Origin of the sequence: Sinorhizobium americanum (genome assembly GCF_001651855.1) — a bacterium.
Taxonomy (GTDB): Bacteria; Pseudomonadota; Alphaproteobacteria; order Rhizobiales; family Rhizobiaceae; genus Sinorhizobium; species Sinorhizobium americanum.
The window spans coordinates 230084-245621 of the sequence record NZ_LNQC01000077.1; the positions used below are offsets into that span (position 1 = coordinate 230084).

At 63.5% G+C, this 15538-nt stretch carries 16 protein-coding genes; 7 read left to right on the top strand and 9 right to left on the bottom strand.

The features are described 5' to 3' along the window. Nucleotides 1-18 precede the first annotated feature (18 nt). The 4 genes from ATC00_RS26865 to ATC00_RS26880 all read left to right on the top strand — a co-directional run bounded on the left by ATC00_RS26865 (nt 19) and on the right by ATC00_RS26880 (nt 4428). Nucleotides 19-1896, top strand: a complete 1878-nt coding sequence (locus ATC00_RS26865; RefSeq protein ID WP_037390631.1) for a DNA polymerase III subunit gamma/tau — start codon at nt 19-21, stop codon at nt 1894-1896. 59 nt (nt 1897-1955) lie between these two features. After that, nucleotides 1956-2279: a YbaB/EbfC family nucleoid-associated protein gene (locus ATC00_RS26870; RefSeq protein WP_037390630.1), complete on the top strand. Its 324-nt coding sequence runs from the start codon at nt 1956-1958 to the stop codon at nt 2277-2279. A gap of 60 nt (nt 2280-2339) precedes the next feature. Then, entirely contained in the window at nt 2340-2945 is a 606-nt protein-coding gene (gene recR / locus ATC00_RS26875; RefSeq protein WP_037390629.1) for a recombination mediator RecR, read from the top strand. Nucleotides 2946-3159: 214 nt separating this feature from the next. Further along, complete coding sequence (locus ATC00_RS26880; protein ID WP_412458433.1) at nt 3160-4428, top strand: lytic murein transglycosylase; 1269 nt, start codon at nt 3160-3162, stop codon at nt 4426-4428. Nucleotides 4429-4564: 136 nt separating this feature from the next. On the opposite strand, the gene ATC00_RS26885 is transcribed toward ATC00_RS26880, so the two are convergent. The 9 genes from ATC00_RS26885 to ATC00_RS26925 all read right to left on the bottom strand — a co-directional run bounded on the left by ATC00_RS26885 (nt 4565) and on the right by ATC00_RS26925 (nt 13445). Further along, nucleotides 4565-5548, bottom strand: a complete 984-nt coding sequence (locus tag ATC00_RS26885) for a type II secretion system F family protein (RefSeq protein ID WP_064255083.1) — start codon at nt 5546-5548, stop codon at nt 4565-4567. Nucleotides 5549-5555: 7 nt separating this feature from the next. Continuing rightward, on the bottom strand, nt 5556-6566 hold the full coding sequence (locus ATC00_RS26890) for a type II secretion system F family protein (RefSeq protein ID WP_064255084.1): 1011 nt from the start codon (nt 6564-6566) through the stop codon (nt 5556-5558). A 47-nt stretch (nt 6567-6613) separates the two neighbouring features. Then, a complete protein-coding gene (locus ATC00_RS26895) occupies nt 6614-8077 on the bottom strand; it encodes a CpaF family protein (protein WP_064255085.1) in 1464 nt (487 codons plus the stop codon). A 46-nt stretch (nt 8078-8123) separates the two neighbouring features. Beyond that, on the bottom strand, nt 8124-9407 hold the full coding sequence (locus ATC00_RS26900) for an AAA family ATPase (protein ID WP_064255086.1): 1284 nt from the start codon (nt 9405-9407) through the stop codon (nt 8124-8126). A 31-nt stretch (nt 9408-9438) separates the two neighbouring features. Next, a complete protein-coding gene (locus ATC00_RS26905; RefSeq protein WP_064255087.1) occupies nt 9439-10092 on the bottom strand; it encodes a CpaD family pilus assembly protein in 654 nt (217 codons plus the stop codon). A gap of 56 nt (nt 10093-10148) precedes the next feature. Beyond that, entirely contained in the window at nt 10149-11693 is a 1545-nt protein-coding gene (locus tag ATC00_RS26910) for a type II and III secretion system protein family protein (protein ID WP_064255088.1), read from the bottom strand. A gap of 18 nt (nt 11694-11711) precedes the next feature. Beyond that, nucleotides 11712-12521, bottom strand: a complete 810-nt coding sequence (gene cpaB, locus ATC00_RS26915; protein ID WP_064255089.1) for a Flp pilus assembly protein CpaB — start codon at nt 12519-12521, stop codon at nt 11712-11714. 124 nt (nt 12522-12645) lie between these two features. Continuing rightward, entirely contained in the window at nt 12646-13158 is a 513-nt protein-coding gene (locus ATC00_RS26920) for an A24 family peptidase (protein ID WP_064255090.1), read from the bottom strand. A 104-nt stretch (nt 13159-13262) separates the two neighbouring features. Further along, nucleotides 13263-13445 (bottom strand): Flp family type IVb pilin, encoded by a 183-nt coding sequence (locus ATC00_RS26925; RefSeq protein WP_064255091.1) that lies wholly within the window; start codon nt 13443-13445, stop codon nt 13263-13265. Between the two features lie 252 nt (nt 13446-13697). On the opposite strand from ATC00_RS26925, the gene ATC00_RS26930 reads away from it, so the two are divergent. From ATC00_RS26930 to ATC00_RS26940, 3 genes are all read left to right on the top strand, one after another. Continuing rightward, nucleotides 13698-14123: a pilus assembly protein N-terminal domain-containing protein gene (locus tag ATC00_RS26930; protein WP_064255092.1), complete on the top strand. Its 426-nt coding sequence runs from the start codon at nt 13698-13700 to the stop codon at nt 14121-14123. A gap of 153 nt (nt 14124-14276) precedes the next feature. After that, nucleotides 14277-14900, top strand: a complete 624-nt coding sequence (locus ATC00_RS26935; RefSeq protein WP_064255093.1) for a TadE/TadG family type IV pilus assembly protein — start codon at nt 14277-14279, stop codon at nt 14898-14900. A 25-nt stretch (nt 14901-14925) separates the two neighbouring features. Beyond that, complete coding sequence (locus ATC00_RS26940) at nt 14926-15483, top strand: TadE/TadG family type IV pilus assembly protein (protein WP_064255094.1); 558 nt, start codon at nt 14926-14928, stop codon at nt 15481-15483. The last annotated feature ends 55 nt before the right edge of the window (nt 15484-15538 follow it).

Sequence of the window (15538 nt, forward strand, 5' to 3'; positions counted from 1 at the left end):
CGAACAGCGGCAGGGTCGATGAGCGACGAAGCGCCCATTTCATCCCCAGTTTCACCCGTCGAAAAACCGGCCGCCTACCGCGTTCTGGCGCGCAAATACCGCCCCAAGGATTTCTCCGACCTGATGGTCGGCCAGGAGCCGATGGTGCGCACGCTCACCAACGCCTTCGAGACCGGCCGCATCGCCCAGGCCTATATGCTGACGGGGGTGCGCGGCGTCGGCAAGACCACGACGGCGCGCATCCTGGCGCGGGCGTTGAACTACAAGACCGGCGAGATCGACAAGCCGACCATCGACCTGCGCGTTCCCGGCGAGCACTGCCAGGCGATCATGGACGGGCGCCATGTCGACGTCATCGAGATGGACGCCGCCTCCCATACTGGCATCGACGATATCCGCGAGATCATCGAGCAGGTGCGCTACAGGCCGGTTTCGGCGCGCTACAAGGTCTATATCATCGACGAAGTGCACATGCTCTCGACCCAGGCATTCAACGGCCTGTTGAAGACGCTCGAGGAACCGCCGGAGCACGTGAAGTTCATCTTCGCGACGACCGAGATCCGCAAGGTTCCGATCACCGTCCTGTCGCGTTGCCAGCGCTTCGACCTGAGGCGCATCAGCGCCTCAGACCTGGTTGGGCTCTTCTCTACCATCTTGAGCAAGGAGGCCGTGCCCTTCGAGCCAGAGGCGCTCGCCATGGTGGCGCGCGCGGCGGAAGGTTCGGCACGCGACGGCCTGTCGCTCCTCGACCAGGCGATCGCCCATGGCGGCGGCTCGGTCGAGATGGAAACCGTGCGCTCGATGCTCGGTCTCGCCGACCGGGCCCGGATCGTCGATCTCTTCGAGCACGTCATCAAGGGAGACGCGGCGGCAGCCCTTGACGAATTCGCGGCGCAATACGAGGCAGGCGCCAATCCGACGGTGGTGCTTACCGATCTTGCCGACTTCACGCATCTCGTGACCCGCATGAAATATGTGCCGGAGGCGGCCAACGATCAGTCCTTGAGCGAGATCGAGCGCCAGCGCGGCGCCGAATTCGCCGGCAGCGTCGCGGTGACGACCTTGTCGCGCATCTGGCAGATGCTCTTGAAGGGCATTCCCGAGGCGGAAAGCTCGGCGCGTCCGGCGGGTGCCGCCGAGATGGTGCTGATCCGGCTCGCCCATGCCGCCCATCTTCCCTCGCCGGAAGAGGCGGCGCGGCGCCTGCTCGAGCTTTCGGGCGGCGAGCCGGGCGAGGGACGCCCGGCCCCGGCCCGCAATGGCGGCAACACCCAGTCTCAGGCCGCACAGCCGCCGGTACAGGCTCGCTCCGTCGAGGCGGCGCCCATGCAGCGCCCCTCCGGCAATGGTGCCACCATGCTGCGCGCCGTGCCGGATGCCGCGGCCCAGCCGATCAGTGTCGGACGCATCGAGGAGAGGCCGGCACCTGTGGCTGCCAAACCAGAGCCGAAGGTGCCAGTCAATTCGGTGAGCGACATCGCCGAACTCTGCGCGAAGAACCGCGACATCAAGCTCAAGACGCTGGTGCGCGGCTTCCTGCGGCTCGTCCATATCGAGCCCGGTCGGCTCGACGTCAATCTTCCCGATGACGCCCCGAAGACGCTGCTCAACGAACTGGCCGTCAAGCTCAAGGAGTGGACCGGCATCCACTGGGTCGTCAGCTACAGCCGCGAGCCGGGCGAGCCGACGCTTGTCGAGGCCGAACAACGTGCCCAGGAACAACGCGTCAACGACGCCCGCCAGGATCCGGACGTCGCCGCGATCCTGGCGCGCTTTCCGGGGGCGCGGATTACCGACGTGCGAATCCGCGCCGCGGAAGAAGAGGCCGAAACGCTCGCCCCGGCGGCCGCCGAATCCGCGGACGGCGATATCGTACCCGGCGACGACATCGAGTAGGCGCCGAGACGCGGGCGCCTTCGAATTCAGGCAGACATAGCAACCGACAGGAGACGACGATGCGCGACATCATCGGCATGATGGGCAAGGTCAAGGAAATGCAGGCCAAGATGGAGAAGCTGCAGGCGGAGATCGCCGCGCTCGAAGTCGACGGCACCGCCGGCGGCGGCCTCGTCACTGTCCGGCTCGACGGCAAGGGCCATATGAAGAGCCTGAAGATCGACCCTTCGCTCTTCAAGGAGGACGATGTCGAAATCCTCGAGGACCTGATCGTCGCCGCCCACAAGGACGCCAAGGAAAAGGCGGACGCGGTGCAGGCGGAAAAGACCCGCGAACTCACTGCCGGCCTGCCGATCCCGCCCGGCATGAAGCTGCCCTTCTGATTGGCGGAGATCGCCGTCAAAGCGATTCCGTTTGTCGGGAAGATGCGCTAAAAGCCGGCCATGGCAAAGCGAGTCACCGGTCCCGAAATCGAAAAGCTTATTCAGCTCCTGGCGAAGGTGCCGGGGCTCGGCCCCCGTTCTGCGCGCCGCGCGGCACTGCATCTCGTCAAGAAGAAGGAGCAATTGCTCGGGCCGCTGGCCGAGGCGATGGGCGAGGCGCATCGCAAGGTGAAGATCTGCTCCTGCTGCGGCAATGTCGATACGATTGATCCCTGTACTGTCTGCACCGACGAGCGGCGCGACCAGGCGGTGATCATCGTCGTCGAGGACGTCGCCGATCTCTGGGCGCTGGAGCGCGCTGGGGCGCTGAACGCTGCCTACCACGTGCTCGGCGGCACGCTGTCGCCGCTCGACGGCATCGGGCCGGATGATTTGAACATCAAGGGGCTCGTCGATCGCGTCGCCAAGGGCGGCGTCCGCGAACTGGTCCTCGCCGTCAACGCGACCGTCGAGGGCCAGACGACAGCTCACTACATCACCGACCAGCTCGAGGGCATGGAGGTGAAGATCACCCGCCTCGCCCATGGCGTTCCCGTCGGCGGCGAGCTCGACTATCTCGACGAAGGGACACTGACCGCCGCGCTTCGGGCGCGCACGACGATCTGAAGGGATGCCGATGCGTTTGAAGTCTCGTTTTCGCTCGTGGTTTGCAGGTCTCCGTGCGGAGAGCACCCCCCTCTGCCCTGCCGGGCATTTCCCCCACAGGGGGGGAGATCAGGTTGGGGCGAGCGCACAAATCCACAACACCGCCGCCGCGCACACGTCTCTTTCCGCAGGGGGAAGCCCTTGCCGCCCGCCAAACTCAACCCTTGTGGGGGAGATGCCCGGCAGGGCAGAGGGGGGTAAGCCTCGCGCACGCCTAATCCTCGCGGCCATCGCCGCACTCCTCGCCCTCAACCTTCCCGCCCACGCCGCCACCAAGGCCGATGTCGAAGCAAAGTTCCGTCAGTGGCTTGCGAACGATCTCTGGCCGGAGGCGAGACAGGCCGGCATATCGAGCGCCGCATTCAAGGCCGTCTTCGCCGATGTGAAGCTCAATTGGGACCTGCCCGATCTGGCGCCGCCCGGATTCCCGAAGGCGAAGGAGCGCAAGCAGAGTCAGGCCGAGTTCTCCTCGCCGGGTTCCTACTTCTCCGAGAAGCGGCTGCAGGGCCTCGCCGCGACCGGCCGCAGCCTCGCCTCCGCGCATGCCTCGACCTTAAAGCGGATCGAACGGAGCTACGGCGTTCCGGGACAGGTCGTGCTTGCCATCTGGGGACGGGAATCCGGCTTCGGCCGGGCGAAGATCCCGCATCCGATCATGGACGTGCTGGCGACCAAGGCGTTCATGTCGACGCGGCCGGAGCTTTTTCGGCGCGAATTGATCGCGGCGCTCACCATCCTTGAGAGCGGCGATGTCAAGGAAAGTGAGATGCGCGGCTCCTGGGCCGGCGCCATGGGCCAGCCGCAGTTCCTGCCCTCGAGCTTCCTGAAATATGCAGTCGACTTTGACGGCGACGGCCGCCGCGACATCTGGAGTTCCGTGCCGGACAGCCTCGCCTCGATCGCCAATTATCTGTCTGAAAAGGGTTGGCAGAGCGGCCGCGACTGGGGCTTCGAAGTGTCGATCCCGGACGGCGTCTCCTGCGCTCAGGAAGGCCCCGACCTGGCGCGGCCGATCGCCGACTGGGCCGGCATGGGGATTACCCGCGTTTCCGGCAAGGCCTTTCCTTCCGCCGAGCGTCCGGCTTCCGGCATGATGTTGGTGCCGGCCGGCACCCACGGGCCGGGCTTCGTCGTCACGCCCAATTTCTACGTGATCAAGGAATACAACAATTCCGACCTCTACGCCCTGTTCATCGGCAACCTTGCCGACCGCATCGCTTCGGGCGGTGGCGCCTTCCGCGGCGAATGGGGCGACGTCGGCAAGATGCTGCGCTCCGACGTTCTCGGCATGCAGAAGGCGCTTGTCGCGATCGGCTACGATGTCGGCAAGGTCGACGGCTTGCCGGGCTACAAGACGCGCCGCTCGCTCGGCGACTGGCAGGCGAAGAACGGCCTGGCGCCGACCTGCTTTCCGGATCCTTCGCTGAAGGCGAAGCTCAGGTGATTTGCGCTTGAGGACGGGGCGTATTAGGCTCCTCTAAAGTGCGGCGCGCTCAAAAGGGTTCACGCGGCGCGCTTTAGAACTTTATTTTTGTGCATGTCGTCATTCCAAAACCGCTGCACACGTTGGGCGACATGCATTAGAACTTATCCGCCACCTGGATGCCGGCGGGGCCGAGAATCACGGCGACGAGGACCGGCAGGAAGAAGAGGATCATCGGCACCGTCAGCTTCGGCGGCAGCGCGGCCGCCTTCTTTTCCGCTGCGGTCATGCGCTGGTCGCGGCTTTCCTGCGCCAGCACGCGCAGCGCCTGAGCGATCGGCGTGCCGTAGCGGTCGGCCTGGATCAGCGCCTGCATCACCGCCTTGACCTCCTCGAGGCCGGCGCGCAGGCCGAGATTTTCGAGCGCGATGCGCCGATCCGGTAGGAAGGAGAGTTCCGCCGTCGTCAGCACCAGCTCCTCGGCCAGCGCCGGCGACTGGGCGGCGATCTCGTCGGCAACGCGCCGCATGGCGAGCTCCATCGACACGCCGGATTCGACGCAGATCAGCAGGAGGTCGAGCGCGTCCGGCCAGGCACGGCGGATCGAATGCTGTCGCTTCGAGATCGCATTGGCGATGAAGATATTCGGCGCGTAGAAACCCAGATAGGCGAAACCGAGCGCGAAGCATATCCTCAGCATGAACGGCTTGTCGGCAAAGTTGCCCAGCACGAAAATATAGACGATGGCCACGGCCAGAAACAGGAACGGCAGGCAGAAGCGGGCGAAAAGGAAGGTGTTCAGGGCGTTCTGGGTACGGTAGCCGGCGGTCTTCAGGCGGTTGACGGTGTTTTCGTCCACCAGCGCTCGCCGGAGATTGAGCCGCTCGACGATCTGGCGGACCGAGCTATTGTGCTGCGCCCTGAGGCTGGCCTTGCCGGCGGCCGCTTCGGCGTTCAGCCGGGCGCGCTCGCGGGCGCGGATCTGCTCGCGCTCGGTGGCGACGGACTTCATCCGCTTCGTCAGGTCGCCGCGCTCGAAAAACGGCACGGCGAGCGAGTAGAAGGTCGCAAGCACGGCCATCGACACGAGAACTGCGATGATGATGTTCGGATCGGTGAGCGTCCTTATCCAGCCGTCCATCGCCGCCTCAAATGTCGAAATTGATCATGTTGCGCATCACCCAGATGCCGATGCTCATCCAGACGGCCGAGGCGCCCATGATGAGGTGGCCGCGCGGATCGGTGAAAAGCACCATCATGTATTCCGGCGACGTCAGATAGACGAGCGTTGCCACAATGAAGGGCAGTGCGCCGATGATGCAGGCCGAGGCCTTGGCTTCCATCGACAAGGCGCCCACCTTCGCCTTCATCTTCTTGCGCTCGCGCAGGACCTTGGAGAGATTGCCGAGCGCTTCGGACAAATTGCCGCCGGCCTGCGCCTGGATGGCGATGACGATCGCGAAGAAGTTCACTTCGGGCAGCGGAATGCTCTGGATCATGCGGGCGCAGGCCTCCGGTACGTTCAGGCCGACCTGCTGCGATTCGACGACGCGGCGGAACTCCGTCTTCACCGGCTCCTGGCCGTCGCTGGCGATCAGCCGCAAGGCATCGTTCAGCGGCAGGCCGGACTTGATCGAGCGGACCATGACGTCGAGGGCATTCGGGAACTCGTCAAGGAATTTCTTGCAGCGCCGCTTGACCATCGCCCCGACCAGCCAGCGCGGCAGACCGGCCGCGGTGATGAGAGCGACGCCGACAGCGATCCAAAGGCCAGCCCCGGCGATGAGAACGACGATCAGGGCGAACAGGCCGAAGATCGCGCTGAAGAGGTAGAACTGCGCCAGTGAGATCGACAGATTGGCCTGGACCAGCCGCTTCTTCATAGACGGGGCGGCGTTGGCGGATTTCTCCTGCTGCTTCTTTTCGAGCTCCTTCAACGAATCCTGCAGCGATTTGCGCCGCTTGGACATTTCGTTGACGCGGTCGCGCGCCGCCTTGAGCTTGGCGCGGTCGGTCTCGGCGGCACCGACGCGGCGCAGGCGGCCCTCCGCCTTCTTGTCGTTTTCGATCCGGGAATAGAGCACACCGTAGGCGAGCGCCGCCGCGGCAATCGCGACGAGGCCGGCCACTGCCAGAACGGTGATGTCTATCCCGAACATCGCTTGGTCTGTTCCTTCGCTTCAGCGGCTTTCCGTCGGAACCCGCTCTAGTTTTTTTCCATCGCGTCGAGCGTGGCGGCGAGCCGCTTGTCCTCGTTGAAATAGCGGGCGCGATCCCAGAAATGCGGACGACCGATGCCGGTCGAAACATGGCGGCCGATGATCCGGCCGTTCGCGTCCTCACCGTCGATCTCGTAACGCATGAGGTCCTGGGTGACGATGACGTCGCCTTCCATGCCGGTCACCTCGGTGATGTGGGTGATGCGGCGCGACCCGTCGCGCAGGCGCGAGGCCTGGATGATGACGTCGACGGAGCCGGCTATGATTTCGCGCACGGTCTTGGCCGGCAGCGTGTAGCCGCCCATGGCGATCATCGACTCCATGCGGCTCAGGCACTCGCGAGGGGTGTTGGCGTGGATCGTGCCCATGGAGCCGTCATGGCCGGTGTTCATCGCCTGAAGCAGGTCGAAGACTTCCGGGCCGCGCACTTCGCCGACGATGATGCGTTCCGGGCGCATGCGCAGGCAGTTCTTGATCAGGTCGCGCATGGTGATCTGGCCCTCGCCCTCGATGTTCGGAGGGCGGGTTTCGAGACGGACCACATGCGGCTGCTGCAGTTGCAGTTCGGCGGAGTCTTCGCAGGTGATGATCCGCTCGTCGGCGTCGATGTAACGCGTCAGGCAGTTCAAGAGCGTCGTCTTGCCGGAACCGGTGCCGCCGGAAATGACGATGTTGCAGCGGACGCGGCCGATGATCTGCAGGAGCGTGGCACCGGCCGGGGTGATCGAGCCGAAGCGCACGAGCTGCTCGAGCGTCAGCTTGTCCTTCTTGAACTTGCGGATCGTCAGCGCCGTCCCGTCGATCGCCAGCGGCGGCGCGATGACGTTGACCCGCGAGCCGTCCGGCAGGCGCGCGTCGCAGATCGGGCTCGATTCGTCGACGCGGCGGCCCACCTGGCTGACGATGCGCTGGCAGATAGACAGCAGCTGGGCATTGTCGCGAAAGCGGATCTCCGACTCCTCGACCTTGCCGCCGACTTCAATGAAGGTCTGGCCGGCGCCGTTGACCATGATGTCGGCGATGTCGTCGCGCGCCAGGAGCGGCTCGAGCGGGCCATAGCCGAGCACGTCGTTGCAAATGTCGTCGAGCAGCTCCTCCTGCTCGGCGATCGACATCGCGAAATTCTTGATGGTGATGATATCGTTGACGATGTCGCGGATTTCCTCGCGCGCGCTCTCGGTATCGAGCTTGGCGAGCTGCGACAGGTCGATCGTGTCGATCAGCGCCGAGAAAACCTGCGATTTCGTATCGTAATAGTCCTCCGCCCGCGGTGCGCGGCGGCGCGCCGGAGCGGCCGGTTGAACGCGGGGCGCCGCAACCGCCGGCTCGGCGAGAACCGGCGCGGCAGCACGCTCCATCACCGTCGACGGCGCCGACGGCATGGCCGGCGGCGCCACGGGCGATTGCGCGCCAGTCTTGCCAAAACCCTCATTTCCGCGTTTGCCAAACATCACTTCATTCCACTTTGCTTAATCGATCCCTCCGCCGCGGGGATGCCTATCGCCTGCCGAGCTTCGCCAGAACCTTGCCGAGGCCGCCCTTGCGCGCCTTCTTGATCGCGGTGCGTCCGGTCAGAAGATGGGCGAGCTGCGAGAAGGTCTCGGCGGCCGGGGATTTCCTGTCGATTTCCGCAATCATCCGGCCGCTGTTGGCGGCGTTTCCGAAGAGCACCGCATCGAAGGGGATGATGGCGGCGGCCTCAATCTCCAGCGACTCGCAGAACTCGTTGGGGGCGATTTCCGGACGCTTCGGCATGCCCACCTGGTTGAGGACGAGATGAGGCGCCCGGTCGTTCGGCCGAAGCTTCTTCAGGGCGTCGAGGAGATTTTTCGTGTTTCTGAGGCTTGCGAGGTCCGGGACGGCGGTGATGACCACCTCGTCGGCCTCCCCGAGCACGGAGCGGGTCCAGTCCGACCAGCCATGCGGAACGTCGAGCACCGAAACGGGGGCGCTGCGCTGCAGGATCTCGAGGATCGGCTGGAAGGCGCCCGCCTCGAAATCATAGGCACGGTCGAGCATGGAGGGGGCGGCGAGCAGCGACAGGTGCTCAGAACATTTGGTCAAGAGCCGATCGAGGAAGACCTCGTCCAGCCGGTCCGGCGCCGAGACGGCCTCGGCAATCCCCTGCGGCGGATCCTGGTCGAAATCGATATTGGCCGTGCCGTAGGGCAGATCGAGATCGGCGAGGATGGTTTCCGTCGAGAACAGGTTGGAAATGCCCCAAGCGCAATTATGGGCGATCACCGACGAACCGCAGCCGCCCTTGGCGCCGATGAAGGCGAGGCTCCGCCCGACCGGCTCGGCCTCGGGATCGACGAAGATCGCCGCAACCGCCGACAGCAGGTCCGCCATCGCCACCGGCGCGACCATATATTCGGAGATGCCGTTGCGGATCAGTTCGCGATAGAGCGCGATGTCGTTGTGGCGGCCGATGATGACCACCTTGGTGGTCGGGTCGCAGACCTCGGCGAGCGGCGCCAGCTCGCCAAGCAGGGATCGCGGCTCCGTGGCGGTCTCGAGGATGATCAGATTGGGCGTCGATACGCTCGCGAACATGTTGGCGGCAGCGGCGATGCTGCCTCCGGTGATGCGCAGGCTCACCTTCGCCATGCGGCGATCCTGGCCGCAGCGCTCCATCAGGCGCTGCATCGCCTCGCTCTCGCAGAAGGCGTGGATCGAAATGCGCGGCAACGGCCGAAGCTGATCGAGGTCGCCGGGGCGCGATCCGTCGGGGGCAAACTCGGCTCCGCCGGTATCGATGCTGTATTCAATCGCGCTCATCTTTGAAACTCCTGCATCATCCCGCCGTCGTTCAGTCAGCGGCCGCGTCGCGCCAGGCGTCGATCACTTCGCCGCGCTGGGCGGCATCGACGGGCGACATCTGGCGGGGGCCGATCAGATCGGTCGGATTGGCGATCTGCGCGGCAAGGTTGGACTGCGAAGCGCAGCCGAAATTGTAGTAGTTGCGGTTCTGCAAGGTGTTGACGGTCAGATCCTCGGGCCACTCGCCGCAGGGCTCGGTCTGCGCGGTGATCGCGACATAGCGCAGGCGGATGGGTGCGGCGTCGCCCGGCGCAAGCGCTTCGTAGCTCGTCTCGATGATCCTCTTCGGCGGCACGCCGACGGCGGCCAGCTGGCGACGGATATCCTTGCGGACGATCTGCGCGGCATGGCTGTTGGCGGAACCGCGCGGCAGCATGATTTGGACGACACCGCTGGAAGCGTTGCGGTATTCGGTGCCAAAGCCACGGATGACGTCGCGAGTGCCCGCGGTCAGCCGCCTGTCACCGGAGGCGACGGGAATATCGATCGCCCGCTCGCCTTCGGCAATCACGATCGGATGGCGGGTCCGGTAGTCGTCCGGGATAGACCCGGTCGAAAGTTTGTCCTTGCTGCCGCAGCCGGCGAGCAGGCCGGCAACGATCGCCAATGCGGCCATGCGCGCGGAAGTGCGGGTCGGTGACATCGGGGCCTGCCTTTCAAGTCTTTTGCAAAGTGCGTTTCGGTTGTGCATGACCCGACCTATTTGTAGATGAAGCCGACATTGCCGTGATAGCGGCCGACAGGCGGTGCCGCTTCCGGACGTCCGTAGATCCGGTTGACGCGGCCCAGGAAAAAGCTTTCGAGATCATTGGCCGGGTTGAAATTGTCGTCCGGCCGCGCCAGTGCGCTGCGGGCCACCGGCCGCACCAGATAGGGCGTCGCGATGATCACGAGTTCCGTCTCGTTGCGCTGGAAGTCCTTGCTGCGGAAGAGCGTGCCGAGGATCGGGATCTTCGAGGCGCCCGGCAGTCCGGACATCGCCTGGCGGATATTGTCCTGCACCAGGCCGGCGATGACGATCGAACCACCGGAGGGGAGCTCGACGCTGGTCGAGGCTTCACGCCGGCGGATGCCGAGGAAGGTTTGGCCGGGGATATCTCTAAAACTGTTTCCCGTTACAACCGATCCCTCATATGTCGGCTCCGAGACCTCCGTCTCGATGGCCAGACTGATGCGGCCGGCACCGAGGACGACAGGCTTGAAGTTCAGGCGAATGCCATATTCGGCATCCTCTACTTCCCGTTCAACGACCGGCACGGCCTGTCCGGTAGCCGGATCCTCTTCCGTCGTGATCTCCTGCGGGCCGGCAAGGCGGAATTCGCCGCCGACATAGAACTTGGCCTCCTGACCGGAAATCGCCGTTAGGCTAGGCTCCGCAAGCGTGCGCATCACGCCGGCCTGCTCCATCGCATTGATGTAGCTCTGGACCAGGGTGCCCCCGACATTGTTCTGTATGATCGAGTTCACGCCGACGCCGATCGCGTTGCCTAGATTGGCTGGGTTGCGGAAGCTCAATCCACTTTCGCCGTCGGATACGCGGCCGTTGAAGCCGAGCTGCTTCAGCACCTGGCGGCTGACCTCGGCAACAGTAACCTTCAGGGTTACCTGATCCTCACCCTCGACCGTCAGCAGATTGACGATCTGGGAGGTCTGGCGTTCCTCGGCAAAAATATCGGCATCGCCGTTTGTGCCCTGGGCAGTAATGTTTCGGGTCGTCGCTTCGCCGCCCTGCAGGAAGGCGCGGGCAAGGTCGACGGCCTTGGTCGAGTCGAGCGGTGTGCGGACGGTACCGGTGAGAACCACGTTGTCGGAGACGATCTCGACATTGATGTCCGCCTCTGGAATGAAGCGGCGCAGATTGGCTTCGAGGCCGGCGACGTCGCGCTCGACGGCAACGTCGAGGCTGACGATCTCCTCGCCATTCGGTCCGAAAACGAAGATATTGGTCTGACCGACGGTCTTGCCGAACAGGTAGATGCGGCGCGACGTGCGCGTCACGGCATCGGCGAGTGCCGGATCGGCAACGAGAATATCGTGAGCGTCCGTCGGAAGATCTACGACCACGGCTTTGTTGAGACCGAGATTGACCTTCTTCTTGACGCCCGGGCCGCTCTCGACGATCCGGACGACCGATGAAGCAGCCGCTTCCGTCGGGGCCGCCGGCAGGATCACGCCTGAAAATGCCAGGGAGAATGAAAGACCGGCTGCCAGACAGGTCCGAAATGTGTTTCCGCTCCGCTTCACGTTGCGCCCCGTCCGATTTTACTGCTGGTTCTGCGTGGTTGTTTCATCGTTCTTGACGATGGAACCGGATTTGATGACCTGGATGCTCGGCTGGCCGTCGCCGCTCAAAAGGTAGTCGGCAGCCGTCGTATCGGCTTCTTGCGCATCGGCGACGCTGCGCAGCGCCAGCGAGATGCGCTCGGCCATCTGTTGGGCGACCGTCATGACTTTCGATTGGTCGGGCGTGAGCTCCAGTGTCGCGGTGGTGCCGATGACGGATTTCGAGCCGTCGTCCTTCTCTTCGACCTGCTGGTCGATCGCCAACACCCGGACATTGCTGAGCACGGTTTCCGTCAGATAGACGTCGCCGTCGGACTTGCGCACCATGATGACGTCGACGCGGTCGTTGGGCAGGATGAAGCCGCCGGCACCGGTCGCAACGGTGATTTCCGTGGCGACGGCCCGCTTTCCGGCCGGCAGCAGCGACGACATGATGCGATTGGACGGGTCGGCGATCTTTTCCTGTCGAACCGGTTCGCCGTCGAAGAGCGGCAGGCGCACGACCGCCCCGGAAAGGTCGTCGATGGCAGCCGGGCGGTTTTCCTCGGTGATCATGCCCTCGGCGACGCCATCTTTCGGCCAGGCCATCCAGTGGATCGAATCACCACCGAGCCGGGAGCCGACCGGCAGGCTCTTGCTTGCAACGAGCACATTGACGCTCGGCGCCTGCTCGACAAGCGGTTCCGCCGTATGCTGCGAGGGAGCACGGGTGAGCTTCATCGCCAATAGCCCAGCCATTGCCGCGGAACCCACGGCTACCGCCAGAATGATGATGCGCACCGGTTTCATGATCTTCTAAGCCCCTGGAAATCCCCGGGGACAGATTGATCAGGAATTGGTGTAATTATAGTTAACGGATCGCTTATGAACGCGGTTAACGAGAGGTAACGCGCGTTTCGCGGCTATACCGTCGTCATGAGAGCTGCGCGAAGGCGGCTTCCATCAGCGGCGACGAGGGATAGGCGGCAAAGCCGCCGAGCGCGATCGCAATGCCATAGGGTATCTTTTTCGCCGTCAGCAGGAGCTGCGGTACCGGAATGCCGCTCGCCAGAATCGCGTTCTCCTGCCTGCGCAGGAACAAGACGGCCAAGGTCAACAAGCCACCGAAAATCGAGACATATACCAGAAAGGCGACGAGCGACGCATCGAGGCCGAACCAGATGGCGCATGCGGTCAGAAGTTTGGCGTCGCCGCCACCCATAATGTTGACCGCGAAAAGGCAGAAGCAGACGGCAAAGACCAAGGTGGCCGCAGCAATATGCAGGCTGATCTCTCCCATCCCCAAGCCAGCAAGTGGCGCAACAATGATGAAGGCGCCCAGCAAAATCACTGAAATGCGATTCGGTATCGTCATCGTGAAAAGGTCCGAGAACGCAGCCAGCGCGAGACAGAACGGAAGGATGACCAGGATGCACGCGATCGTCATGCCGTCCTCTTAAACCCCAAGAGATACAAAGCAACCTACTGTCCAAAAAGAGAGCCGTTTCGCAGGAAACGGCTCTCGGTGTTCGTTGCTACGCCCGAACGCAATTACATGTTGTCTTGGGCGGTCGTCATCTGACCGCTGAGGGCGTTAAACATGTTATCGAGGGAGGTGCCAAGCGCCGTTGCGCCGGTGATCAGGGCAACAGAGATCAGCGCAGCGATCAGGCCGTATTCGATGGCAGTCGCACCGGATTCGTCCTTGATCAGGCGGGCGAGAATGGTCTTCATGGAGGTTCTCCTACTTCACGTTGTTGTTCAGCACGTCCGCCAACTGTTTGCCGTTGATCGGATACCCTGAAATTAGCGGGGGCGAATTGCCACCGGCTTAAGGAAACCGGTTAGCATGAAGTAAACGGGCCACCGTTCTTTCTTGGGTAAATGTGCGGGAAAGAGACGCCATAAATTGCCGAAGACTAATGTAACCTTTCATTCACCAAAACAGGCCAAGATGCGGGCAGCCATTCGCCATCGGGACGCGCCATGAACACCCACTTCGCGACCAAACAGGTCGCCACGCTCGCCTTTGTCACAACCGCGCTTTTCGGCATTTTTGCTGCCGGGGCAACGGCCGCGGCGGAACAGATGATGCGCGTGTACATGGATCACGCGCGCGTGCTGAAGCTGGATCGGCCGGTGAGCAAGGTGATCATCGGCAATTCAGACGTCGCCGACGCGACGGTTGCGGACGCGAAGACGATCGTCCTGACCGGCCGCAATTTCGGCACGACGAACCTCGTCATTCTCGACCAGGACGGCAATGCCATCGTCGACGAGCGCATCCTCGTGTCGATCGACGAGGGCAACACCGTGCGCGTCTACAAGCAGACGACGCGCACCGTGTTCTCCTGCTCTCCGAATTGCGAGCGTCATGCCGAACGCAAGGCGGCCACGTCGGGCGGCAATTGACGCCTTCCCAAGACCACTAAAATTCTTCGGGTCTTGGAAAACGAATCTTCAACAGTTTCCGCTTATTCTCGCACCGATTGCAAAAATTGGGATGCGGGCGAAATTGCATGCACTGCGCATCCCGCTCACGACGTGACATGATGGAACGGCGCAATGTCGACAAAAGCGAAAGCATCCAAGGCAAGCCAGCGCGGGTCGCGCCACCTCCTTCGTCGCCTGCTGGGCGATAGGAGAGGCGGGACAGCAATCGAGTTCGGCATCCTGGCCCTGCCGTTCTTCATCGTCGTCTTCGCCTCGATCGAGACGTTCGTCGCCTTCGCCGGCGAGCAATTGCTGGCCAACGCAACCGACACTCTGGCGCGCAAGATCCGCACCGGCGAGATTACCTTCAACCAGGGCAAGTCGACGGACATGGATCAGGCGGAATTCCGCCAGGCCTTCTGCGACGAGATCGCCATCCTGATGACCTGCTCCGCCACCGAGGTCGACGAGCCGGAAAAGCTCTATCTCGATGTCCGCGAAGTCGCCGATCCGTCTGAGTTTCCCGTGGCGGTGCCGCGCGTCGACTCGGCCGCCTCGTCCGATCTCGATACGAGCGGCTTTCAATTTTCCCCGGGGGCCGGGAAGGATTTCACCATGGTGCGCGCCTATTACCGGTGGCAGGTGATCACCGACCTGGTGCGGCCCTACGTCACCAATCTCCGCCCCGCCGGCAGCAGCATGCCGCACGACTACCTGATGGTCGCAACGGCTACGTTCCGCAACGAAGACTATTGAGGACGCCATGGGACGCTCGCGTGGAATGACCTTTGCCCGGCGTGTCCTGTCGCGTCTGTCGCGCGACCGCCGCGGTGTCGGCGGTGTCGAATTCGCCCTCGTCGCGCCGCTGTTGATCATGGCCTATATCGGCGCTTTCGAGCTTTCCGTCGGCTTGAACGTGGTGCGCAAGGTTGCCCGGGCGTCGAGTACCGTGGCCGACCTCGTCAGCCAGGAAAAGAACGTCGACACGGCGTACCTGGATGGCATGAGCAACGTCGCAGAAAGTGTCCTGGCCCCCTATGCCGGCACGGACTATACGCTGAAGATCACCGGCATACAGGTCAACGGCACCACGACCGGCACCGTCCTCTGGTCGCGCGACCAGGACGGCGGCACGCCTTACCCGGCCAATTCCACGACCACGGTTCCCGCCGATCTCGAGGCGGTAAACGCCTTCGTGGTGCGCACCGAACTGGTCGTCCCGCACGAGCTGCTGCTTTTCTCGCCGGATCTTTCGAGCAGCGTAAGCACGATCGATCTTTCCAAGACTACCTATTACCGCCAGCGCTCCGGCACGAAGATCGAATGCTCCGGCTGCTGAGGCACGCAATCCGCTCAATTGCATTGATTTAGGCGCCGCGCTATTTCTGCGGAAT